Below are 21,923 nucleotides of genomic sequence, written 5' to 3'. Positions count from 1 at the left end.
ACACCGAGGTATCAGCCGCCCGGCACGTCCGCCACACTCGATGTCCTCATAGGACAGTCCCCCGGCCAGGCTCAGCCGGCCACCAGGTCGAACTCGTTGCCGTCGGGGTCGAGGAAGGTGGTCCACCGCCGACCGTTCTTTTCCACCTGATGGGCCGTGGTAGCGCCCAGCGCAAGCAGGCGCGCGGTCTCGGCCTCGAAATCCGGCGTGATCAGGTCCAGATGCAACCGGTTCTTGACCGATTTCGACTCGGGCACCTGATGGAACGACAGCCGCGGACCGGTCGCCGTGGCGCTTGCTTCGACCGCTGCGGACTCGGCGGTGGGGTTGTCAGCGATTGGGCGGCCCAGTACCTGAGCCCAGAACTGTGCGAGCTCGATCGCGTCGGAGCAGTCGATACTCAATCCGATGACGGACAGAGCCATGATGCGATTTCCTTTCACCGATTCTTGACCGATATCGAGACTTGAACACCGTCACCTCGCGGCCCGGGTCAGGAGCCGACCGCCGGCTCAGTCGCCCACCTTGACCAGTACCTTGCCGAAGTTCTGGCCGCGCAACATCCGGAGGAAAGCCTCGGGGGCCCGTTCCAGTCCCACGGTGACGTCTTCCCGGTACTTGATCCGCCCGTCCACGACGCCGCCGGACACCACGCGCAGGAACTCCGCGTAGTGGTCCTCGGCGAACTCGGTGTTGAAGAACCCGCGCAGCGTCATGTTCTTGGTCAGCACCACGCGCATGGTCTCCGCCAGGTCACCGTCCGCGAGCCGGTCACCGGCCTCGTTGTACTGCGCGATCAAGCCGCACAAGGGCACCCGGGCGAACTTGTTGAACAGCGGCAGCACCGCCTGCCACACCGGCCCGCCGACGTTCTCGAAGTACACGTCGACACCGTCCGGGCAGGCGGCGGCCAGTTGTTCGGCGAAGTCCGGCGCGCGGTGGTCCACCACCGCGTCAAAGCCGAGCTCCTCGCGTGCGTACCGGCATTTGTCCGGGCCACCGGCGATACCCACCGCCCGGCACCCGGCGATCTTCGCCAGCTGGCCGACCACCGAACCGACCGGTCCGCTCGCGGAGGCCACGACCACGGTTTCCCCGGGCTTCGGCACGCCGATCACCATCAGCCCGCTGTACGCCGTGAATCCGGGCATACCGAGTACGCCGAGGCTTGTCGTCACCGGCGCCGGTGACGGGTCCAGCTTGCGCAGCCCCGTGCCGTCGGAGACGGCGTGACTGGCCCAGCCGGTCGGGGCGAGCACCGTGTCCCCCTCGGCGTAGCCCGGATGCTCGGACCGCAGAACCTCGGCCACCGCCTGGCCGTGCATCGGCTCACCGAGGCCGACCGAGCCGGCGTAGGCGCTGTGCTCGTCCATCCGCATGCGCATGTACGGGTCCAGCGAGAGATAGCGCGTCCGCAGCACCAGGCCACCCGCCGGGACCGGCGGCAGCGTGAACCGCTCCAGCCGGAAGTCGTCCAGCGTCGGCCAGCCGGACGGACGCCCCGCCAACACGACCCGACGAGCACTGATCCCGCTCATGCGCACAACCCTCACATCCCCGGTCCGGAGAACCGGACCGCTCACAATGTCGACCGACATCATCCTTGCCCTCCTGGCATCGGAATGTCAATGTCGGACAACATTGCCACCGGAAAGCGGTTGCCCACCAACGAAAACCGGCCGGCGGGAAGTCGATCCCACCGGCCGGGCCGTTTTCCGCTACCAGGAAACCGGCAGCTCGTGGATGCCGTAGACCGCGCCGTCCACCTTGAACGAGATGTCCTCGACCGGGGTGGCCAGCTTCAGGTCGGGGATCCGGCGGAACAGCGTCCCGAAGACGATCTCCAGCTCCTGCCGGGCGAGGTTCTGGCCGAGGCACTGGTGCGGCCCGTAGCCGAAGGCGACGTGCGAACGGGTGCCCCGCCCGACGTCGAGCTCGGCGGGGTCGGGGAACGCGCCGGGATCGAAGTTGGCGGCGTAGCCGGAGGCGATGACACCCTCCCCCGCCTTGATGGTCACCCCGCCGATCTCGACGTCCTCGGTGGCCACCCGCGGAATGGGGTCCGCGATCGAGAAGTACCGCAGGGACTCCTCGACGGCCATCGGGATCTTGGCCGGGTCGGCCCGGATCGCGGCCAGCTGCTCCGGGTTGTTCAGCAGGCCGACGACGCTCAGGGAGATCATGTTCGCGGTCGTCTCGTGGCCGGCGATCAGCAGCAGGATGGCGATGCCGATCATGTACTCGTGGTCGACCTCGCCTTCCGCCCGCTGCTTCTCGATCTGCCGGCTGAGCAGGTCGTCGCCGGGCTCGGCCTCCTTGGCGGTCACCAGCCCGTCGAGGTAGCCGCGCAGTTCGTCGACGGCCACCTGCCGCTCGGCGGCCGAAATGGTCCGGCTGAGCACCTTCGCGCTGCGCTCCTGGAAGAAGTCGTGGTCGGCGTAGGGCACGCCGAGCACCTCGCAGATCACCAGTGACGGCACCGGCAGCGACAGGGCCTGCACCAGGTCGGCCGACCGCTCTTCGGTGGCCAGCATCGCGTCGACGAAGCCGTCCACGATCTCCTGGACCCTCGGCCGCAGCCCGGCCAGCCGCTTCACGGTGAACTCGCCGAGCACCGCCCGCCGGGCCTCCGCGTGCTCGGCGCCGTCCATGCTGATCATCATCGGCGGCTGGTTCCGGTTCTGCCGGCGGACTTCCGGATCGCGCAGCATCAACGGGAATCCCGGGTTACTCCGGTCGGAGCTGAACCGGCGATCGGCCAGGATCGCCTTGACGTCGGCGCGGTCGGTCGCCCACCACGTCTCCCCGCCGTCGACGGTGGGCACCTTGCTGATGATCCCCTGCTCCCGCAGGCGCTCGTACTCCGCCTGCCCGCCGAACCGGTACCGCTTCGGCGGAAACGTCACTTGCGTCGTGCTGTCGACGAGTTCGCTTTCCGGCATGTTGTCCTCCCTTTGCGACGGTTTCAGGACTGGGCGGAACGAGACGTGGCTTCCCACTCCGACCACGTCTGCACCCGCTGCTGGTAAACACCGTGGGCGATGTCGTAGGCCCCGCCGGAAAGCAGCAGGCGCAGCGGCGGGTTTTCGGCGTCCACGACGGCCAGCACGGCCGCGGTGGTGGCCTCCGGCCCGGGCGACTGGTTTCCCTGCCGGCGCGCGTCCATGGCGTCGCGGGTGGCCTGGTAGGCCGGGTTGGGCTCGGACCGGACCGACGAGGAGCCGGACCAGTCGGTGGCGTAGCCGCCCGGTTCGATCAGGGTGACCTTGACGCCGAAGGGCGCGACTTCGTACGACAGCGCTTCGGAAAAGCCTTCGAGCGCCCACTTCGAGGCGTGGTAGAGGCCCAGGCCGGGGAACGCGGCCACGCCGCCGATGCTGGAGATCTGCACGATGTGGCCGGAGCCCTGCTCCCGCATCAGCGGGATCGCCGCCTGGGTGACCCAGAGGGCGCCGAAGACGTTCGTTTCGAGCTGGGCGCGGGCCTCGGCCTCGGTGACCTCTTCCAGGAACCCGAAGTGCCCGTAACCGGCGTTGTTCACCACGACGTCGAGCCCGCCGAAGTGGGCATGCGCCTGGCCGACCGCGGCGGTCGCCGCGGCGTGATCGGTCACGTCGAGCGCGATGGGCAGGATCGCGTCGCCGTAGGAGTCGGCCAGGTCTTTCAGGGTGTCGATGTCACGGGCGGTCGCGGCGACCTTGTCGCCACGCTGCAGCGCCGCCTCGGTCCAGTTGCGGCCGAAGCCGCGCGAAGCACCGGTGATGAACCAGGTCTTGCTCATGGACGTGTTCCTTCCGCGCCGCGGCACGCGCGGCGCTGATCAGGGAATGGGGTTTCGGGGCCGGCCCGGGATCAGTCCCCGGCCGGCCCCAGTCCGTGGCTCGTCTGCGCGAAGTTGTCCCGGGCGAGTTCGAGCAGGCGATCGAAGCCGTCGTCGGGCGACCACATCGTGTAGGCCGTGGCCATCACCGCCGAGGCGACGTTGACCAGCAGGGTGCTCCGTGCCTCCTCACCGGGCGGCGTGCGGGACGCGACCCACTCGCGCAGGTCGGCGACAAAGCGTTCGCTGTGGTCGCGGGCGGATCCGGCCAAGGCCGGTGACGCCGCCTTGAGCCGCTTCTGCACCGCCACCCGATCGGAGAACGTGGACAGGTACCGGAGAAAGATTTCCCGCAACGACGACCACAGCGGCTCGTCAGCCGGGCGGTCGCGCATCAGGGATCTCCAGATCTGAAGCTGCTGCGGGTCCGGGTCGAAGACGATGGCTTCCTTGGACGCGAAGTAGTTGAACAACGTGCTGCGCGAGACGTTCGCGGCCGCGGCGATCTCGTCAACGCTCACGGCTTCGTAGCCGCGCTCCTCGATCAGGCGCAGCCCGGCGGCCCGGATGGACCGCCAGCTTTCGAGCTTCTTGCGCTCCCGCAAGCCGAGGACTTCGTCGTGCTCCACTCCATCACTGTACGAAAACTCTGGACGGCGTGCAACATTGGATGGAGTTCACTCTTCGCGGCGGTGGGACATGCGCAGGATCAAGGCGACCGCGTCCTCCGAGTGGGCACCTGGAGTCAGAACTTCCCGCAAGAGCAGGCCACGCATCGCGGCAACGGCGACGGTCGCCATGGTCAGGGCTTCCTTGGCGTCGAGCCCTTCGCGTTCCGCGAGCGAGGCCAGCATCTTGGTCAGGTCGTCGAGCGAGTCGATGAACTCACGAAAGTCCTCTGGGCTGTACGCGGCCAGTCCTACGACGTGAAAGAAGCCACGGATACGCGACAGCTGTTCCGGACGGGTGTAGGCCCGCCAGATTGCCACGACGAGGTCGTCGAAGGTGCCGTGGCGGGCGGCCGCGAAAAGCGTCTCGTTGTCACGGGATCGCTGCGCCTCGAGCATGGCCACCAAGACGCCCGAGAGTGACCCGAAGTGGTATCGCAGGAGGGCGTGGCTGGTCTCGGCCCGGGCGGCGACCTCACGGAGCGACACCTCCGGCGAGGGAAGGGCCTCATCGAAGGCGTCGAGAAGCCGGGCCAGGAGACGCTCGCGTGCGTCGCCCTTGCGTTCCGAGCTTGACAGGATCACTCCCACAGTTTATCCATTGGAAAAGAGCGACTGGCGGCGCCGTGGCGCGTCACCCATGGTCGCAGTCAGCTCGCACCGGCGGAGGGAACGACTCGTGGGAAGTTTTCAGGTGGTCGGCGCGGCGGTCGCCGACGGGTCGGGCCGCGACCCCGCCGACGTCACCGTCACCGTCGAAGACGGGCGTATCGCCCGGCTCGGTGCCTCCAGCGCACCCGGCGAGCGCCTCGATGCCGGGGGGCTGACGATGACGCCCGGCCTGATCGACGCTCACGTCCACTTGGGCTTGTCGAGCCCGATCCAGCCGCAGTTCTCGTTTCAGGTCAGCGCCGCCGAGATCGCGGCCGACATCTTCGCCACGGCCGGCGCGGCGCTTGATGCCGGCTTCACGACCGTCCGGGACACCGGCGGGATCGACGGCGGCGTCGTCACCACGATCGCGAAGGGCAAGGTCCGGGGCCCGCGCGTGCTGTCGTGCGGACCGGTTCAGTGCCAGACCGGCGGGCACGGCTACTACGGGGCCGACTGGGAACCCACCGAGCTGTGGAGCAGCCATCACGTTCCGGGCCTGTGCGCGCTGTCCATGATGTCGGGCAACGCGGACGAGCTGCGAGGCAACGTGCGCGAAGCCTTCCGCCGCGGAGCCTCCTTCCTGAAGCTCTGTGTGACCGGCGGAGTGGTCGGCGCGCACGACCGGCTGACCGACACCCAGTTCACCGTGGAAGAAATCGCCGTCGCTGTTCAAGAAGCTGCGGCACGGCACACTTATGTGACGGTTCACGCCCACAACAACGAAGGCATCCGGAACGCGGTCGAGGCCGGGGTGCGCTGTGTCGAGCACGGCACCGACCTCGATGAGTCCACGGCCATCCTGATGGCCACTCGCGGGGTCGACCTGGTGGCCACGTTCGCGGTCGTCGAGCAACTGCTGCACGACACCGCCGGAGCCGGCCTCGGCGAGTCGACCCGCGATCGTGTGCTGGGTGTTCGTGAGCGGATGACCGAGGCGCTCGCCGTCGCCAAGGAGGCCGGAGTGCGGATCGGGCTGGGTTCCGATCTCATCGGCCCGGCGCAGAACCGTCGAGGCGAAGAGCTCACGTTACGCGCAGAGCTCGAGACGCCGATGGAAGCTCTCGTGGCGGCCACGAAGACCAACGCCGAGATCCTCGGCCTTTCCGGCCAGGTGGGGGTCATCGCTCCCGGGCTGCAGGCAGACTTCGTGCTCTGGAAAGGCAATCCGCTCGAAGATCCGAAGCTCTTCTCCGACCCCGTCAACGCCGTACTCGTCGTCCAAGCCGGACGTGTTGTGAAGGACCTCCGATGAACACTATGTGGCAGGGCTGCCTCGCCGACACCGACTACTTCGAGCTGCGTTCCAGCGGTGGGCACGACTACGGCGTCTGGGTCACCACGCCACCGCGCTACGACCCCGCCACGTCACAAGCGCCCGTCGTGTATGTGCTCGACGGCAACTGGGCCGTGGGCATGACGGCTCCGCTCGTCGTCACCCAGCTGGACCCCATGCAGAAGATCCAGCCCTACATCCAGGTCAGCGTCGGCTACGCGGGCGAGGAAGCACAGCACTGGGCACGGCTGCGCAACAGGGACCTCGTGCCGCCCGGCGAGCCCATCGCCAAGGAGTTCATCGATGCCGTGGAGCTGGGACTTCAAACGGGCGCGACGACCCGCGAGGAAGCCGACGCCTACCTCGCCGAATTACGCGACACCCGCGCCGACGCGTTCCTGGGCTTCCTCACCGCGGAACTGCACCCGCGGATCGAACGCGACTACGGCACGGCCGCGAGCGGTCACGGCCTCTTCGGCTACTCCTACGGCGGACTCTTCAGTCTCTACGCCTGGCTCACCGGCAACACGCTCTTCGAGAGCATCGGAGCGGGCAGCCCCGGCGTTGTCGGCGAAGACAGTCAAGTCTTCGCTCAGCTCCGAGAGCTTGGTGAAGGCCTGCCTGCCGCCAAGCTTCACGTGACCTTCAACGACCAAGAGCTGCTCGGAGACCTGGCCATCTACCAAAACCTCGCGAAGAACACGGCCACCCTCCTGCACCGCCTCACCTCACGCGGCGGAGCCGTCACCAGCGCGGTCCTGCGCGAAACGCACGTGACCGGTCTGCAGGCCTCGTTCCTCAGCTACCTCAGGACTTGCTGGGCCCGGTAAGGCCGGTTTCCTCCTGGCCAACCCGCCGGGTGACGAGGTCCGGCCGGTCCGGATCGGGAAGTCCGGGATCATCGCCGTCTGCCACCCGCGGCACCGGCTGGCCGGACGCGCCCGGCTCCGGTTCGGCGACCTCGCGGACAGCTCGGTGCTGGTCTACCGGTGGGGCGCCGTCCAGCTTGCCACCGAGAACGGCGACGTCGCCGTCGTACCCCGCTTCGCGGACGCCCAGGAGCTCCACAAAGGACACTTACAAGTGTTGCCCCTTCCCCTCAAGGACTGGAAAGTGGAGATCCGCTTCGCCCTCGCCATTCGCCGGTTTTCTCAGTAGGGCTGGGCGGGGCGCGTGTTGTCGTGGAGTGAGGTGCGGGAGGGACCCTACGTGGTTTCCTCTGGTGCCACGTTTGATGTGGCGCGCGAGGTGGCCCTGTTCGTCGCCGGGGTCAGGCGGCTGCTTCGTGCCCGGTCCCGGTGTCACCGGTGGCGTCCCTGACTCGGCTTTCGTGCAGTGGCGGCGGTTTTGTCGCATACACCCGCCCCGTCGGGGTGGTGATGGTGCCTTGACCGCCGGGTGCTGAAGTGAAGGACCAGTCTGGTTCGTCTTTGAGGCGGTGGTGTCGTCGGCAGCGCGGGCCCAGGTTGTCTTCGGCGGTGTGGCCGCCTCTCGCGAAGTCGCGGGTATGGTCGATATCGCTGTCCTGCGACGGGCGATGACATCCCCAATACCACTAAGTTAAGGGTGTCTGCGCAGTGGAAATGATTGGGCAACACGCCTGGCAATTGCTTTCCTTGGGTATCGGGATTGAGTAGTATTGAGTGGTGAGTCGAACTGGGCATGTGAAATTGCTGGGAAACGGTGGAGCGGGCGTTCGGTTGACGGACCGGATTTCACTGGGGGTCTTGGCTGATGTGGTGCCGAGAGATTTCATTGAGGACGTGCTGAATAGAACTGGGCGTCGCGAGCAGCGATCTCGACTGTTGCCAGCCCATGTGATGGTTCGTTTTTGTATGGCGATGTGCTTGTTCTTCGATGATGACTACGAGGAAGTGATGCGTAAGCTCGTGGGATCTTTGAAGGATATGAGATCGTGGTCGGATTCGTGGCATGTTCCTTCGACCTCGGCGATCACTCAGGCTCGGCGGCGTTTGGGCGATGAGCCGTTGCGGGAGTTGTTCGAGGATATAGCGGTTCCCGTGGCGGGCCCGGGCACGAAAGGCGCATGGCTGAGATCGTGGCGGTTGATGTCGATTGACGGGTGCGCGTTGAATATTCCGGACACTGCGGCCAACGTCGCCGAGTTTGATCGGTCCAACAACGGTCCGAATGCGAGTGCCTACCCGATCGTGCGGGTCGTCGGGCTTGGCGAATGCGGCTCACATGTCCTCGTCGATGCCGCGCTTGGCGGTGCGCCTGTCGGAGAGACTACCCTGGCCAAGGAGCTGACCCGCTCGTTCGAGGCAGACATGCTCATCACCGCCGACCGCAGCTTCTACAGCTTCCCTGCCTGGCAGGAGACGCTCGAGACCGGCGCCGATGCCCTGTGGCGGGTGAAGTCGGATCTTCTGCTGCCGGTCGCGCGTGTCCTGCCGGACGGTTCCTACCTCTCGGCCGTGTTCCCGCCGAAATTACGCAACTACCACAAGAAGGAAATCCTCACACGGATCCGAGACGGTGCCATGCCGCACACGACTCAGGCCATGGTGGTGCGTGTCGTCGAATACGAGATTCCCGACCGTGAGCGAACCGAGGAACATGACACCATTCGCCTGATCACCTCAATACTCGACCCTGAAGACATACCTGCTATCGAGTTAGCTACTGCCTATAGTGAGCGTTGGGAGTACGAAAGCCTGCTTGATGAGGTCAAGACTCATCAACGCGGGCCAGGGCGAGTGCTGAGGTCTCAATCGCCGGAGATGGTCAGGCAAGAAATATGGGCGTTGCTGCTGACTCACTACAGCATACGGGCGCTCATGTGCCGGGCTGCCGACGAAGCCGATGTCGATCCCGACCGATTGTCGTTCATGCGCACTCTCCGCGTCATCCGCCGCCAGGTCACAAGCCAGGCGGCTTTTTCCCCCTCAAAAACTGAAAAAGGCACGCGCGGAGACGACGACTGAAATTCTTGAACGTCGCCACCGGCCGCGGCGACACCGAACAAACCCACGCGCCCTCAGGAGACTCAGATACAACCGCTACAGAGTCAAAAAACCCACCGACCACAGCATCCGACACGCCGGCCCGCCGACCATTACCCTACAGCCTCCAGCGGCTTAACTTAGTGGTATTGATGACATCCCGGGTGCTGGCACACCCGGTCCCGCACCCGCACCAGGTCAGCGAGCGCCGCCGGTGGCCGGTAACGGGTCCGGCCGACACTGAGGACCTGCCCGGTGTCAGGTTCGGTGACGATCCGCCGCCACACCGCATTCGAATCCGCCGCAAGCTCCCGCGCCAGCCACGCCGGAACAGTGCCACAACCCGACAACTCGGCGGGCTCCTCGTTCAACCCGGCCAGCGTCACAAGGTCCACGTAGAGGTAGATCACGGGCTTGATGCCACTGTCACCCGGTGACCGGTTCAGCAGCCGATCGACCAGGACATCCGCGCGCAACTGGTCCAGTGCCCGGTCTTCGTCGCCGCGACGGAGCCTCCGGGCTTCCTGGTCGAGGGAGGTGTAGATCGCCGATGCCTGTTCGACGGGCAGGTCGCACAGCAAGGTGGACATCGTCTCGTCCTGATGAATCAAGCAGACGTTACGGTCGCGCCGTCGCGCGCGGGATCTTCGCTCATACCCCTCGGCATCCACCTTCTGCACCACCCGATTCACCGCAGCCCGCAACGACGACGGATTCTTCCCCGCCAACCGCGACGCGACAATCGCATCAACCTGACCGGCCATCTCATCGGACAGGGCAATGGTCGGCTCGAATACCATCCGCGCCTTGAAAGCGTCGATCTCTCCACGTCGGAATGCTGCGAACGTCGCCGGTAACCGGGTTGTCAATGCTTGTGCCAACGCGACATCGGCCCCGGCGCGCCGCTCTGTCACCGACAACTCCAACGCCAGCTCGGCCGCCACGGACCGGGCAGACCCGCCTGTCGCCGCGAACAATGCGACATCAGCGGCCTGCTCGGCCTCCAGCTGCGCCACCCGGACGGCCCGTTCATGAATCCGAGACAAAACATCGGAAGAAGCATCCTCATAACAACTCACCTCACAATTTTACCGACACCATCCACCAAAAACCTCACCAAATCGAGTGAACAAAACATCTCCCATATCAGCGGGCCGCCGCACGCCGTTTGGTCCAGATGTCGTAGGCGACCGCAGCCAGCAAAACGGCGCCCTTGACCAACATGACACGCTCGCTCGGTGAGCCGATCAGGGACATGCCGTTGTTGATCACGGCCATGATCAGCCCGCCGGTGATCGCGCCGACGACCTTGCCGACGCCGCCCTGCACCGCGGCGCCGCCGATGAACGCGGCGGCGATCGCGTCGAGTTCGAAGTTCACGCCCGCGGTCGGGCCGGCCTGGTTGAGGCGCCCGGCGAAGATGATCCCGGCGAGCGCGGCGAGCACCCCCATGTTCACGAAGATCCAGAACGTCACCGACTTGACCCGGACCCCGGAAAGCATCGCCGCCTGCCGGTTGCCGCCGATGGCGTAGACGTGCCGCCCGAACACCGACTTCCCGGCGACCAGCGAGTAGCCGAGCACGAGCACGGCGAGCAGGATCAGCACCCACGGCAGGTTCTTGAACCGCGCCAGCTGCACCACGACCGCCAGCACGATCACCGCGGCGCCGGCGATCTTCAGGACGAACACGGGCAGCGGGTCGACCACCTGGCCGTAGCCGAGGAGCGCCTGGCGCTTGCGCCACCGGGTCACCACGATCCCGGCGACCGCGGCCACCCCGATCAGCAGGCTCACCAGGTCCGCGCCGCCGAGCGGGCCGAGGCCGACGTTGCCCAGCCAGCCGCCGGTGAAGCCGTTGGACAGGGTCCGGATCGCGTCCGGGAACGGCCCGATCCCCTGGTTCCCCAGCACGGTCAGGGTCAGCGCGCGGAAGCCGAGCATCCCGGCCAGGGTCACGATGAACGCCGGGATGCCGAAGTACGCCACCCAGTAGCCCTGGAACGCGCCGATCGCCGCGCCGACCGCCAGCGTCACCACCACGGCGACGCCCCACGGCAGGTGCCAGTTCACCATCAGCACCGCCGACACGGCACCCGTCATCGCGACCACCGACCCGGCCGAGAGGTCAATGTGCCCGGAGATGATCACCAGGATCATCCCGACCGCGAGGATCAGCACGTAGGAGTTCTGGACGATGATGTTCGAGATGTTCTGCGGTTCCAGCAGCGCGCCGCCGGTGAGCACTTCGAACAGCACGAGGATGAGCGCGAACGCGACGTAGATGCCGCCCTGGCGCGGGTTGAAGCGCAGCCGCCGCCGAGGCTTCCGCGCGGGCGGCACAACCACCGGCGCGCCGGTTTCGGTCGTGGTCATGGGGTCCTGCTCCCGTTCTGGGTCATCAGCTGCATCAGCCGTTCCTGGGTCGCCGCCGCGGCCGGCACCTCGCCGGTGATCCGGCCGGCGGACAGGGCGTAGATCCGGTCGCACAGGCCGAGCAGCTCCGGCAGCTCGGAGGAGATGACCAGGACGGCCTTCCCCCGCGCGGCCAGCTCGTTGATGATCGTGTAGATCTCGTACTTGGCGCCGACGTCGATGCCGCGGGTGGGCTCGTCCAGCATCAGCACGTCCGGATCGGCGAAGATCCACTTGGCCAGCACGACTTTCTGCTGGTTGCCGCCGGAGAGCTGCCCCGTGGGCGTGGCCACGCCGGGCGCCTTGATGTTCATGTCACGGCGGAATCCCTCGGCGACCCGGTGCTCCTCGTGCTCGTTCACCCAGCCACGGGCGGCGAGCTTGCCCAGCGCCGCCCCGGAGACGTTGCGCCGGATGTCCTCGACGAGGTTGAGCCCGTAGTACTTGCGGTCTTCGGTCGCGTACGCGAGGCCCGCCCCGATCGCCTCCCGGACGGACCGGAGCCGGACCGGGACACCGTTCTTGTAGACCGTGCCCGAGATGTCCCGGCCGTAGGACCGGCCGAACACGCTCATCGCGAGCTCGGTCCGGCCCGCGCCCATCAGCCCGGCCAGCCCCACGATCTCCCCGCGCCGCAAGGTGAGATTGGCGTGGTCGACCACGACCCGGCCGGCGACCACCGGGCTGTGCACGGTCCAGTCCTCGATCCGCAGCACCTCCTCGCCGATCTCCGGCTGCCGCGGCGGGAACCGGTGCTCGAGGTCGCGCCCGACCATGCCGGTGATGATGCGCTCCTCGGTCGCTTCGGCCGCGGGGAAGGTTTCGACGGTCCGGCCGTCACGCAGGATCGTGATGGTGTCCGCGATGTCGATCACCTCGCCCAGCTTGTGCGAGATGATCACCGACGTCACCCCCTCGTCCCGCAGGCCGCGGATCAGGCCCAGCAGGTGCGCCGAGTCCTCGTCGTTCAGCGCCGCGGTGGGCTCGTCGAGAATCAGCAGGCCGACCTCTTTGGACAGTGCCTTGGCGATTTCCACGAGCTGCTGCTTGCCGACGCCGAGGTCCACCACCGGGGTCACCGGGCTCTCCCGGAGGCCGACCCGTTTCAGCAGCGCGGCGGCCTCGTGGTTGGTCCGGTTCCAGTCGAGCCAGCCTCGCTTCGCCCTTTCGTTGCCCAGGAAGATGTTCTCCGCGATCGAGAGCTGCGGGCAGAGCGCGAGCTCCTGGTGGATGATCACGATCCCCTGCCGCTCACTGTCACGGACCGAGCCGAACGCGCACGGCCGCCCGGCGAAGGCGATCTCGCCGTCGTATGTCCCCTGTGGATGGACGCCGGAAAGCACCTTCATCAGGGTCGACTTGCCCGCGCCGTTCTCCCCGCAGATCGCGTGCACCTCGCCCTTGCGCACCGACAGGGTGACATCGGCGAGCGCGCGGACGCCGGGGAAGGTCTTGGTGATGCCGCGCATGGCGAGCAGCTCGGTCATTTCAGCTCGTCCGCGGTGTAGTAGCCGGAGTCGACGAGCTGCCGCTGGTAGTCGTCCTTGGTCACCACCACCGGCTGCAGCAGCTGCGCGGGGACGACCTTCTTGCCGTTGTTGTAGTCGGCGGTGTTGTTGACCTGCGCCTTGCCGCCCTTGAGCACGGTGTCGGCCATCTTCACCGTGACGTCCGCGAGCTTGCGGGTGTCCTTGAAGACCGTCGAGTACTGCTCCCCCGCGATGATCGACTTGACCGAGGCGACCTCGGCGTCCTGCCCGGTCACCACCGGATAGGGCTGGCCCGCGGTGCCGTAGCCGTTGCCCTTGAGCGCGGACAGGATGCCGATCGAAAGCCCGTCATACGGCGAAAGCACGCCCTGCACCTTCGCGCCGCCGGTGTAGGTCTTGGTGAGCAGGTCTTCCATCCGCCGCTGCGCGGTGGCCGGGTCCCAGCGCAGGATCGCCATCACGCTGAACGTGGTCTGCCCGCTCTTCACCACCAGCGTGCCCTTGTCCAGGTACGGCTTGAGCACCGACATCGCCCCGTTGTAGAAGTACGACGAGTTGTTGTCGTCCGGCGAGCCGCCGAACAGCTCGATGTTGAACGGCCCCTTGGCCTCGCCGTCACTGCCGTCGGCCTTCTTCAGGCCGAGCCCGGTCAGCAGGGACGTCGCCTGCTCGACCCCGACCTTGAAGTTGTCGAAGGTGGCGTAGTAGTCGACATTCGGGCTGTTGAGGAGCAGCCGGTCGTAGGAGATGACCGGGATCTTCTTGTCCCCGGCCTCCTGCAGCTGCGTGCTGAGCGCGGTGCCGTCGATCGGGGCGATCACCAGCAGCCGGGCGCCCTTGGTGATCTGGTTCTCGATCTGGTTCACCTGGGTCGGGATGTCGTTCTCGGCGTACTGCAGGTCCACTTTGTAGCCCAGCTTCTCCAGCGCGGACTTGACGTTGTCGCCGTCGTGGATCCAGCGCTCGGACGACTTGGTCGGCATGGTCACCCCGACCAGCGCGCCCGCGGCACTCCCGGAGGCCTGTTCGTCGGTGGTCTTGACGCTCGAACCGCACGCGGACAGCGCGAGCGCGGCCGCGACGCCGGTGGTCGCGGCGATCCCTCGGATGAACTTCATTGTTCGTGCTCCTTCCCTAGAAGCCCTGAGCGAGCCGGTAATAGGCCTGGTTCCAGCGAATCCGGTCGGCGAACGCGGCGGTGGTGGTCGCGGAGTCGATGGCGAGCAGTTCCACCCCGAGCAGGTGGGCGAAGTCGTGCAAGGTCGCGCTGCCCACCGCCTGGGTCAGCACGGTGTGGTGCGGGCCGCCCGCGGTGATCCACGACTCGGCCGACGTCGACAGCGACGGCGACGGCCGCCACACCGCCCGCGCGACCGGCAGGTTCGGCAGCGGCGCGTCCGGCGGGACGACCTCGATCTCGTTGACCACCAGCCGGAACCGGTCCCCGAGGTCGGTCAGTCCGGCCACCACGCCGGGCCCGGGCGCGGCGTCGAAGACCAGCCGCACCGGGTCTTCCCGGCCGCCGATGCCCAGCGGGTGGATCTCGCACGACGGCCGCGCCGCCGCGATGCTCGGGCACACCTCGAGCATGTGCGCGCCGAGGATCCTCGGCTCACCCGGGCCGAAGTGGTAGGTGTAGTCCTCCATGAACGAGGTGCCGCGATCGCTGCCGCGGCCCATCGCCTTGACCGCGGCCAGCAACGCGGAGGTCTTCCAATCCCCTTCGCCGCCGAACCCGTAGCCCTCGGCCATCAGCCGCTGCACCGCCAGCCCCGGCAGTTGCCGCAGCGGGCCGAGATCCTCGAAGTTCGTGGTGAACGCGCCGAACCCGCCCTCGGTGAGGAACGAGCGCAAGCCCAGCTCGATCCGCGCGGCGTAACGCAGGGCCTCGTACCGCTCCCCACCGGACGCGAGTTCCGGCGCCAGGACGTACTCGTCGGCGTACCGCGCCACCAGCTCATCGACGTCCACAGTGGACGATGCGTCGACGCGCTCGGCCAGCTCGGCCACCCCGTAGGCGTTGACCGACACCCCGAACCGCAGCTCGGCCTCGACCTTGTCCCCCTCGGTCACCGCGACGTCGCGCATGTTGTCACCGAACCGGGCCAGCTTCAGCGAACGCAGATGCGCCGCGCCGGTGGCCGCCCTCGCCCACTCGTCGATCCGCCGCACCACCGCCGGGTCGGCCGCGTGCCCGGCGACGGTCTTGCGGGCCAGCCCAAGCCGGGTCTGGATGAAGCCGAACTCGCGGTCGCCGTGCGCGGCCTGGTTCAGGTTCATGAAGTCCATGTCGATGGACTGCCACGGCAACGCCGCGTTGAGCTGGGTGTGCAGGTGCAGCAACGGTTTCCGCAGCCCGGCCAGCCCGGTGATCCACATCTTCGCCGGCGAGAACGTGTGCATCCAGGTGATGACGCCCACGCACGAGGGATCGGCGTTCGCCTCCAGCAGCACCCGGCGGATCGCGGCCGCCTCGGTCAGCACCGGCTTGCCGGCCAGCTCGCAGGAAAGCCCGCCGGACGAAGCCAGCATCCGCTGGATCTCCAGGGACTGCCCGGCGACCTGGTCCAGCGTTTCCTCGCCGTACAGCGCCTGACTGCCGGTGAGGAACCAGAGCTGGGGTTTCATCGTTCTCCTCGCTGCCCGTAGACGTTCTGGTAACGCGCGTAGAGCCGGTCCACGTCCGCCGGCGCCAGCGGGGCCGGGGTGCCCAGCTCGAATGCCTTGTGGACGGTGCGGGCGACGTCCTCCACCAGCACCGCCGCCTTCACCGCGTCACGCGCGGTGCGGCCCACGGTGAACGGCCCGTGGTTGCGCATCAGCACCGCCGGCGAGCGCCCCGCCCGCAGGGTTTCGACGATGCCGCGGCCGATCGAGTCGTCACCGATCAGCGCGAACGGGCCGACCGGGACCGCCCCGCCGAACTCGTCGGCGATCATGGTGAGCACACACGGGATCGGCTCACCGCGCGCCGCCCACGCCGTGGCATAGGTGGAATGCGTGTGCACGACCCCGCCGACCTCCGGCATCTCCCGGTAGACATAGGCGTGCGCGGCGGTGTCCGAAGACGGCGCGAGGTCGCCGTGCACCAGCCTCCCGTGCAGATCGGTGACCACCATCGTGTCCGCGGAGAGTTCGTCGTAGGCCACCCCGGACGGCTTGATCACCATCAGCTCGCGCCCCGGCACCCGCGCCGAGATGTTCCCCGCGGTCCAGATCACCAAAGCGTTACGCGTCAGTTCCCCGTGCAGGTCGGAAACGGTCTGGCGCAGTTCGGCGACGGTGTCGAGGACCTCGTCGGTCAGGGACATCAGGACCGTCCTTTCGCGACGGCGCGACGGCGCGCGGCGAGCCGGTGCAGGACGTCGTTGCCGCCCCGTCCGAAGTAGTCGTGCAACGCCGTGTACTCGGCATAAAGCTCGTTGTAGGCAGCCACGTTCGCCGGATCCGGCCGATAGGCCACCGGGCGGGCAGAGCCCATCGCGGCGGCCGCGGACCGGACCTCCGGATACGCTCCCGCGGCCACCGCGGCGTGGATCGCGGACCCGAGCGCGGGCGCCTGCTCCGAACCGACCAGCGACAGCGGCAGGTTCAGCACATCGGCGTAGATCCGCATCAGTAGCGGGTTCCGCTTCAGGCCACCGGCGACGATCAGCTCGGTGACCGGAACGCCCGCGGCGATGAACGTTTCGACGATCTTCCGGGTGCCGAACGCGGTGGCCTCCAAGAGGGCGCGGTAGACGTCCTCGGCGCGCGTCGCCAGGGTCTGGCCCAGCACCATCCCGGACAGCTCGTGGTCGACCAGCACCGAACGGTTGCCGCTGTGCCAATCGAGCGCGAGCAGCCCGTGCTCACCGATCTCCTGCCGCGCGGCCCGCCGGGTGAGCAGCTCGTGGACCGACTCCCCCGCGGCCCGGGCTTCCTCCACATAGGACTTCGGCACACCATGCTCGGCGAACCAGCCGAAGATGTCGCCCACGCCGCTCTGCCCGGCCTCGTAACCCCAGAGCCCGGCCACGATCCCGCCGTCGACCACCCCGCACATGCCGGGCACCTCACGCAGTTCGGCCCCGTTGAGCACGTGACAGGTCGAGGTGCCCATGATCGCGACCAGCTGGCCCGGCTCGACCGCCCGCGCGGCCGGCGCGGTGACGTGCGCGTCGACATTGCCGACCGCGACCGCGATCCCCGCCGGCAGGCCGGTCCACTCCGCGGCCTCGGCGGTGAGGCCGCCCGCGCGGTCGCCCAGCCGGCCCAGCGGCTGCTCGAGCTTCTCCGCGACGAACCCTTCGAAACCCGGCGCCAGCTCACCCAGGAAATCCCGGCTCGGGTACTCGCCGTCCTGCAGGATCCCCTTGTACCCGGCGGTGCACGCGTTGCGGACGTAACTGCCGGTGAGCCGCCAGACGATCCAGTCGGCCAGCTCGACCCAGCACGCCATCGCGGCGTAGACCTCCGGCGCCTCCTCGAACACCTGCAACGCCTTGGCGAACTCCCACTCCGACGAGATCAGCCCGCCGTAGCGCGGCAGCCACTTCTCCCCGCGTGCCCGGGCCAGTGCGGTGATCCGGTCCGCCTGCGGCTGCGCGGCGTGATGGCGCCAGAGCTTCACATAGGCGTGCGGGTTGTCTGCGAACTCGGCCAGTTCACACAGCGGCGTACCGTCCACAGTGGCCGGAACGACCGTGCAGGCGGTGAAGTCGGTGCCGATGCCGATCACGTCGGCCGGGTCGGCGCCCGCCGCGGCCAGCGCCGCCGGCACCGCGATGCGCAGCACGTCCAGATAGTCCGCGGGCACCTGCAACGCCCATTCCGGCGGCAACTCCCGCCCGGTCGACGGCAGCACCTCGTCGATCACGCCGTGCCGGTACTCCGTCACCGCGCTGCCCAGCTCGGCGCCGTCGGCCACCCGGACCACCACCGCCCGCCCGGACAGCGTGCCGAAGTCCACCCCGACCACGAGCGGGCCGGCCGGTGGCACCGGTGCCTCGTCCGCCATCCCGACTCCTGACTGTTAGCGCTAACATTCACGACCTGCGAAACTCGGCCGAAGCCGGTCGTCAAAGCTGTTACCTGGGCCCGGTGCTGTCACGCACGATCAGTTCGGGCACGACGAGCTGCCGCACCCCGGGATCACCACCGCCGTCGATCCGCTGGGAGAGCAGATCGAACGTCCGGCGGCCGAGCTCGATGAAGTCCTGGCGGACCGTGGTCAGCGGGGGCGAGTAGTACGCGGCCTCGGGCACGTCGTCGAACCCGGCGACATGCACGTGCTGCGGCGCGAAGACCCCCGCCTCGGCAAACGCGCGCAGCAACCCCAGCGCCATCTGGTCATTGGCCGCGAAGACCGCGTCGACGCCCTTTTCCCCGGCCAGGGCCCGGCCCGCCTCGTAACCCGAGCGCGCGCTCCAATCACCGCGGAACACCCGCGGCACGGGCGCGTCGTGCCGTGCCAGCGTTTCCCGCCAGCCGCGTTCCCGGTCCAGTGCCTCCAGCCAGTCCTCGGGCCCGGCGACGTGCCAGACCGTGCGGTGCCCCAGTGCGAGCAAGTGCTCGGTGACCCGGCGCGCCCCGTCGTACTGGTCCACCGAGATGACCGGCACCGGCGCCGCCTCACCGCCGCCGACCGCCACCACCGGAAGGTCGGACGGCGCCGCGGCCAGCGCCGCCCCGGCCGTCACGTGCGGGGCGATCACCACGATCCCCTCGACCGCCTGGCGCCGCAGGCTCTCCACAGCGTCCGCGATCGACGACCGCCGAGGGCGGCTGACGCTCGAGATGGTGATCGAGTACCCGGACTGACGGGCCGCGTGCTCGATGCCGTACAGCGTGCTGGCCGGTCCGTACAAATTGGACTCCAGCGCGACCACGCCCAGCACCCCGGTCCGGCCGGTGGCCAGCGCCCGCGCGGCGGAATTGGGCCGGTAACCGAGTTTCTCCACCGCGGACTGCACCCGCGCGCGGGTGTCCGGACCCACCGGACCCGTGCCGTTGACGACCCGGGACACCGTCATGTGCGACACCCCGGCCGCGGCCGCGACGTCGGCCAAGCTCGGCGGCCGGGCCACGGCCGGCTTGGCCGGAGGAACCTGATTCGCCATCGCACCCCTCCACCACGCCGTCCCCGGGCTTGAGGACCGAAAGCAGTGTTAGCGATAACACCGGGAGAGTCAACCGGCCTCCAGTCACGGTCCTGTCACGGCTGGGCCGGCTCCGCGTCAGTCAATTCAGGAGTGGGTGTTCCGTTGCCGGGCGCGGTAGTTCGCCGCGTTGACCCGGCTTCCGCACAGGCGAGGCATGCAGAAGCGGCGTCGCCCGGCCCGGCTGGTGTCGATGAACAACCCCAGGCAACCGGCTTCGCACCGCCGGAAGCGCTCGGGCCCGAGATGGAGCAGGGCGCCGAGAACGCCGGCGCCGGCGACCGTGCTCAGCAACGCGCGTGGCGGGGTGCCGTCGGGGACCGTGAGCGACCAGCTCCGCTCAGGCGCGCTGATGGTGAGGGTCCCGGCAGCCGCGGCGAGATCGGTGGCGCGGGCCGGTTCGGGGTGCTCCAGCACGGCGCGAAGCCGATCGCGTAGACGATGGACCGCGACTAGCTCACGATCGGCGGCCGCACCGTCGGCACCGAGCGGAGGCAAGCCGTGGTCGGCCAGAAATTCCCGGAGCGCGGCCGTATCGGGGAGGCGGTCGTGACCGTCGCTCCAGACCAGCGCGGCGGTGTTCACCAGGTCGGTCGCCACCCCCGCGGACCACACGTAGTCGTCCAGGATCACTTGCACGTCAGCACACTTCCGCTAGGGTCAGGTTTGAAACTCCAGTTTAACCATGACGAGACGTGAGGCCGATGACAACACACCCGGGGCCGCCGGCCCTGCAAGCCGCGCTCAACGGCGACAGCACCCATCCCGCGATGCCGAAGACTCCCGACGAAATCGCCGCCGACGCGGCGGCTTCGGTCGCCGCCGGCGCGACGATGCTCCACGCGCACGCGTTCGACGACAACGGTGAGGAGACGCTCGCGGCGGGGCCGGTGTCCCGCACGTTGCGCGCGATCCGGCGGGCCTGCCCGGACATCCCGATCTCCATGACGACCTTCGCCGCGATCGAGCCGGACCCGGACGCCCGCTACGCGACGGTCGCGGCGTGGACCGACCTGCCCGACCTGATCCCCGCCAATCAGGGAGAAGACGGCATCACCGAGCTGAGCGAGCTGCTGATCCGGCGCGGCGTCGGTGTCGAAGCCTGCGTTCTGTCCATCAGCGACGCGGAAACATTCGTCGCGCGAGGCGCGTATTCGCGGTACGAGCGGGTCGCGGTCGAGGCGCTGGTCCTCGATCCCGAGGAAGCCCTGGCGACCGCGGCGGCGATGGAGTCCATCCTGGCCAAGGCCGGGGTTTCGCTGGAGCAGCTCCACCACGGCATCGGCGCCGCCTCGTGGGCGGTGAGCCGGCGCGCGGCGGCGCGGGGCCACGGCATCCGCACCGGCATCGAAGACACCCACACCTTGCCCGACGGCCGCGTCACCACCGGAAACGCCGAACTCGTCGCGGCCGCGGCCGCCATCCTCGCCCGGCAGGACTGAGCTGCCGAAGAAGGTCAGAAAGCGAGAAGCACCTTGCCGGACACCGAGGCGTCAGCGGCCGTCGCGAAGGCCGTCAAAGCCTCCTCGACCGGGAAGACGTGGGTGACGACCGGGTCAATCTTCAGTGAGCCGTCGGCGAGCGCCGTGATCACCTCGTCGATCTCGTCGTTGAAGCGCAACGAACCGACGAGCCGCAGCTCCCGCGTGATCGCCGACGCCACCGGTACCGGCTGGTCGCCTCGCGGCAGCATCCCGACCAGGACAACCGTGCCGCCGCGGGTGGCGCCGGCGATGGCGGAGGCCAGGCCGCGGTGGTGGCCGGAGGACTCGATCACGACGTCGGCATCAACCGCGGCGATGGCCTCGGCGTCGGTGGCTTTGAGCACTCGCGTGGCTCCGACGGCGGCCGCGATCTCGAGCGGCTTGTCGTGCACGTCGACCGCCACGATCCCGGCCGCGCCGGCTCGGTGGGCGACGGCCACGGCCAGTGCGCCGATGGGGCCGCTCCCGACCACGAGTACGCGTTTGCCTCGCAGGTCTCCGGCCTGCGAAACGGCGTGCCAGGCGACGCTGGCCGGTTCGGCGAGCGCCGCGGCACGGAGGTCGAGGCCGGCGGGCAGGGCACGCAGCATCGTCGCCGGAAGCACGACCTCGCGGGCGAAGGCGCCCTCGGTGTGGGGAAACCGTGCGGCCGAACCGAGATAACGCACCCCGGGCGAAAGATTGGGGCTGTTCTCCGGAAACCGGACGCCGGTCGGCTCACGTGTGGCCGGGTGGACGGTGACCGGGGTGCCGGCGGCCGGTCCGGTCCCGTCGGCCGCGGCGCTCGTGACGGTCCCGGCCACTTCGTGCCCCAGCACCATCGGCGCGCGCAGGACGGATTCGCCGACGGCGCCGTGACGCCAGTAGTGGAGGTCCGACCCGCAGATGCCGCCGTAGGCGATGGCGACCACGGCGTCGGCCGGCCCCGGCGCGCGGACGGCGATCGGCTCGACGCGCAGGTCGTCGGCGGCGTGGGCGACCACGGCGGTGGTGGTTGTCATGTGCTGCTCCGT

21 protein-coding genes are annotated in these 21,923 nt (G+C 68.5%); 4 read left to right on the top strand and 17 right to left on the bottom strand.

What is annotated here, in order from left to right:
- Positions 1 to 71 precede the first annotated feature (71 nt).
- The 6 genes from OG943_RS08965 to OG943_RS08940 form a co-directional block, all read right to left on the bottom strand.
- Positions 72 to 425 carry a VOC family protein gene (locus OG943_RS08965; RefSeq protein ID WP_328609239.1) on the bottom strand — a complete coding sequence of 118 codons (354 nt, stop codon included), beginning with the start codon at positions 423 to 425 and terminating at the stop codon, positions 72 to 74.
- 87 nt (positions 426 to 512) lie between these two features.
- Complete coding sequence (locus OG943_RS08960) at positions 513 to 1,538, bottom strand: NADP-dependent oxidoreductase (RefSeq protein ID WP_328609238.1); 1,026 nt, start codon at positions 1,536 to 1,538, stop codon at positions 513 to 515.
- Positions 1,539 to 1,718: 180 nt separating this feature from the next.
- Entirely contained in the window at positions 1,719 to 2,942 is a 1,224-nt protein-coding gene (locus OG943_RS08955) for a cytochrome P450 (RefSeq protein WP_328609237.1), read from the bottom strand.
- Between the two features lie 23 nt (positions 2,943 to 2,965).
- Positions 2,966 to 3,781, bottom strand: coding sequence for an SDR family oxidoreductase (locus tag OG943_RS08950; RefSeq protein WP_328609236.1), 816 nt, complete (start codon positions 3,779 to 3,781; stop codon positions 2,966 to 2,968).
- A 71-nt stretch (positions 3,782 to 3,852) separates the two neighbouring features.
- Positions 3,853 to 4,449: a TetR/AcrR family transcriptional regulator gene (locus OG943_RS08945; protein ID WP_328609235.1), complete on the bottom strand. Its 597-nt coding sequence runs from the start codon at positions 4,447 to 4,449 to the stop codon at positions 3,853 to 3,855.
- Between the two features lie 48 nt (positions 4,450 to 4,497).
- Complete coding sequence (locus OG943_RS08940; RefSeq protein ID WP_328609234.1) at positions 4,498 to 5,073, bottom strand: TetR/AcrR family transcriptional regulator; 576 nt, start codon at positions 5,071 to 5,073, stop codon at positions 4,498 to 4,500.
- 94 nt (positions 5,074 to 5,167) lie between these two features.
- Here OG943_RS08940 and OG943_RS08935 point away from each other — a divergent pair, with 94 nt between their 5' ends.
- Positions 5,168 to 6,394: a metal-dependent hydrolase family protein gene (locus tag OG943_RS08935; RefSeq protein ID WP_328609233.1), complete on the top strand. Its 1,227-nt coding sequence runs from the start codon at positions 5,168 to 5,170 to the stop codon at positions 6,392 to 6,394.
- Positions 6,391 to 7,245 carry an alpha/beta hydrolase gene (locus OG943_RS08930; RefSeq protein WP_328609232.1) on the top strand — a complete coding sequence of 285 codons (855 nt, stop codon included), beginning with the start codon at positions 6,391 to 6,393 and terminating at the stop codon, positions 7,243 to 7,245. Before OG943_RS08935 ends, OG943_RS08930 begins: the two co-directional genes overlap by 4 nt.
- Here the strand turns inward: OG943_RS08930 and OG943_RS08925 are convergent.
- Positions 7,223 to 7,492 carry a hypothetical protein gene (locus OG943_RS08925; protein WP_328609231.1) on the bottom strand — a complete coding sequence of 90 codons (270 nt, stop codon included), beginning with the start codon at positions 7,490 to 7,492 and terminating at the stop codon, positions 7,223 to 7,225. The genes OG943_RS08930 and OG943_RS08925 overlap by 23 nt on opposite strands.
- Before the next feature lie 587 nt (positions 7,493 to 8,079).
- On the opposite strand from OG943_RS08925, the gene OG943_RS08920 reads away from it, so the two are divergent.
- Positions 8,080 to 9,363: an IS4 family transposase gene (locus OG943_RS08920; RefSeq protein ID WP_328612033.1), complete on the top strand. Its 1,284-nt coding sequence runs from the start codon at positions 8,080 to 8,082 to the stop codon at positions 9,361 to 9,363.
- A gap of 158 nt (positions 9,364 to 9,521) precedes the next feature.
- Here the strand turns inward: OG943_RS08920 and OG943_RS08915 are convergent, their stop codons facing one another.
- The 9 genes from OG943_RS08915 to OG943_RS08875 all read right to left on the bottom strand — a co-directional run bounded on the left by OG943_RS08915 (position 9,522) and on the right by OG943_RS08875 (position 20,059).
- Positions 9,522 to 10,460 carry a DUF222 domain-containing protein gene (locus OG943_RS08915; protein ID WP_328609230.1) on the bottom strand — a complete coding sequence of 313 codons (939 nt, stop codon included), beginning with the start codon at positions 10,458 to 10,460 and terminating at the stop codon, positions 9,522 to 9,524.
- Positions 10,461 to 10,527: 67 nt separating this feature from the next.
- A complete protein-coding gene (gene mmsB, locus OG943_RS08910) occupies positions 10,528 to 11,757 on the bottom strand; it encodes a multiple monosaccharide ABC transporter permease (protein ID WP_328609229.1) in 1,230 nt (409 codons plus the stop codon).
- On the bottom strand, positions 11,754 to 13,283 hold the full coding sequence (gene mmsA / locus OG943_RS08905) for a multiple monosaccharide ABC transporter ATP-binding protein (protein ID WP_328609228.1): 1,530 nt from the start codon (positions 13,281 to 13,283) through the stop codon (positions 11,754 to 11,756). The genes mmsB and mmsA overlap by 4 nt, the downstream gene beginning before the upstream one ends.
- Entirely contained in the window at positions 13,280 to 14,404 is a 1,125-nt protein-coding gene (gene chvE, locus OG943_RS08900; protein ID WP_328609227.1) for a multiple monosaccharide ABC transporter substrate-binding protein, read from the bottom strand. The genes mmsA and chvE overlap by 4 nt, the downstream gene beginning before the upstream one ends.
- Before the next feature lie 16 nt (positions 14,405 to 14,420).
- Entirely contained in the window at positions 14,421 to 15,914 is a 1,494-nt protein-coding gene (araA, locus tag OG943_RS08895) for an L-arabinose isomerase (RefSeq protein ID WP_328609226.1), read from the bottom strand.
- Positions 15,911 to 16,597, bottom strand: coding sequence for an L-ribulose-5-phosphate 4-epimerase (locus OG943_RS08890; RefSeq protein WP_328609225.1), 687 nt, complete (start codon positions 16,595 to 16,597; stop codon positions 15,911 to 15,913). The genes araA and OG943_RS08890 overlap by 4 nt, the downstream gene beginning before the upstream one ends.
- Complete coding sequence (araB, locus tag OG943_RS08885; protein ID WP_328609224.1) at positions 16,597 to 18,285, bottom strand: ribulokinase; 1,689 nt, start codon at positions 18,283 to 18,285, stop codon at positions 16,597 to 16,599. Before araB ends, OG943_RS08890 begins: the two co-directional genes overlap by 1 nt.
- 70 nt (positions 18,286 to 18,355) lie before the next feature.
- Positions 18,356 to 19,387, bottom strand: a complete 1,032-nt coding sequence (locus tag OG943_RS08880) for a LacI family DNA-binding transcriptional regulator (RefSeq protein ID WP_328609223.1) — start codon at positions 19,385 to 19,387, stop codon at positions 18,356 to 18,358.
- A 126-nt stretch (positions 19,388 to 19,513) separates the two neighbouring features.
- Positions 19,514 to 20,059: a CGNR zinc finger domain-containing protein gene (locus tag OG943_RS08875; protein WP_328609222.1), complete on the bottom strand. Its 546-nt coding sequence runs from the start codon at positions 20,057 to 20,059 to the stop codon at positions 19,514 to 19,516.
- A gap of 71 nt (positions 20,060 to 20,130) precedes the next feature.
- Between OG943_RS08875 and OG943_RS08870 the strand changes: the two genes are divergently transcribed.
- The gene (locus tag OG943_RS08870; RefSeq protein WP_328609221.1) at positions 20,131 to 20,868 is read left to right on the top strand and encodes a 3-keto-5-aminohexanoate cleavage protein; all 738 of its coding nucleotides are present in this window, start codon (positions 20,131 to 20,133) and stop codon (positions 20,866 to 20,868) included.
- 14 nt (positions 20,869 to 20,882) lie between these two features.
- On the opposite strand, the gene OG943_RS08865 is transcribed toward OG943_RS08870, so the two are convergent.
- Positions 20,883 to 21,911: an L-idonate 5-dehydrogenase gene (locus OG943_RS08865; protein WP_328609220.1), complete on the bottom strand. Its 1,029-nt coding sequence runs from the start codon at positions 21,909 to 21,911 to the stop codon at positions 20,883 to 20,885.
- Positions 21,912 to 21,923 lie beyond the last annotated feature (12 nt).

It is taken from the genome of Amycolatopsis sp. NBC_00345 (assembly GCF_036116635.1).
Classification (GTDB): domain Bacteria; phylum Actinomycetota; class Actinomycetes; order Mycobacteriales; family Pseudonocardiaceae; genus Amycolatopsis.
Note: the sequence above shows the minus strand (reverse complement) of the source record. Positions and strands in the feature narration are given on the sequence as shown.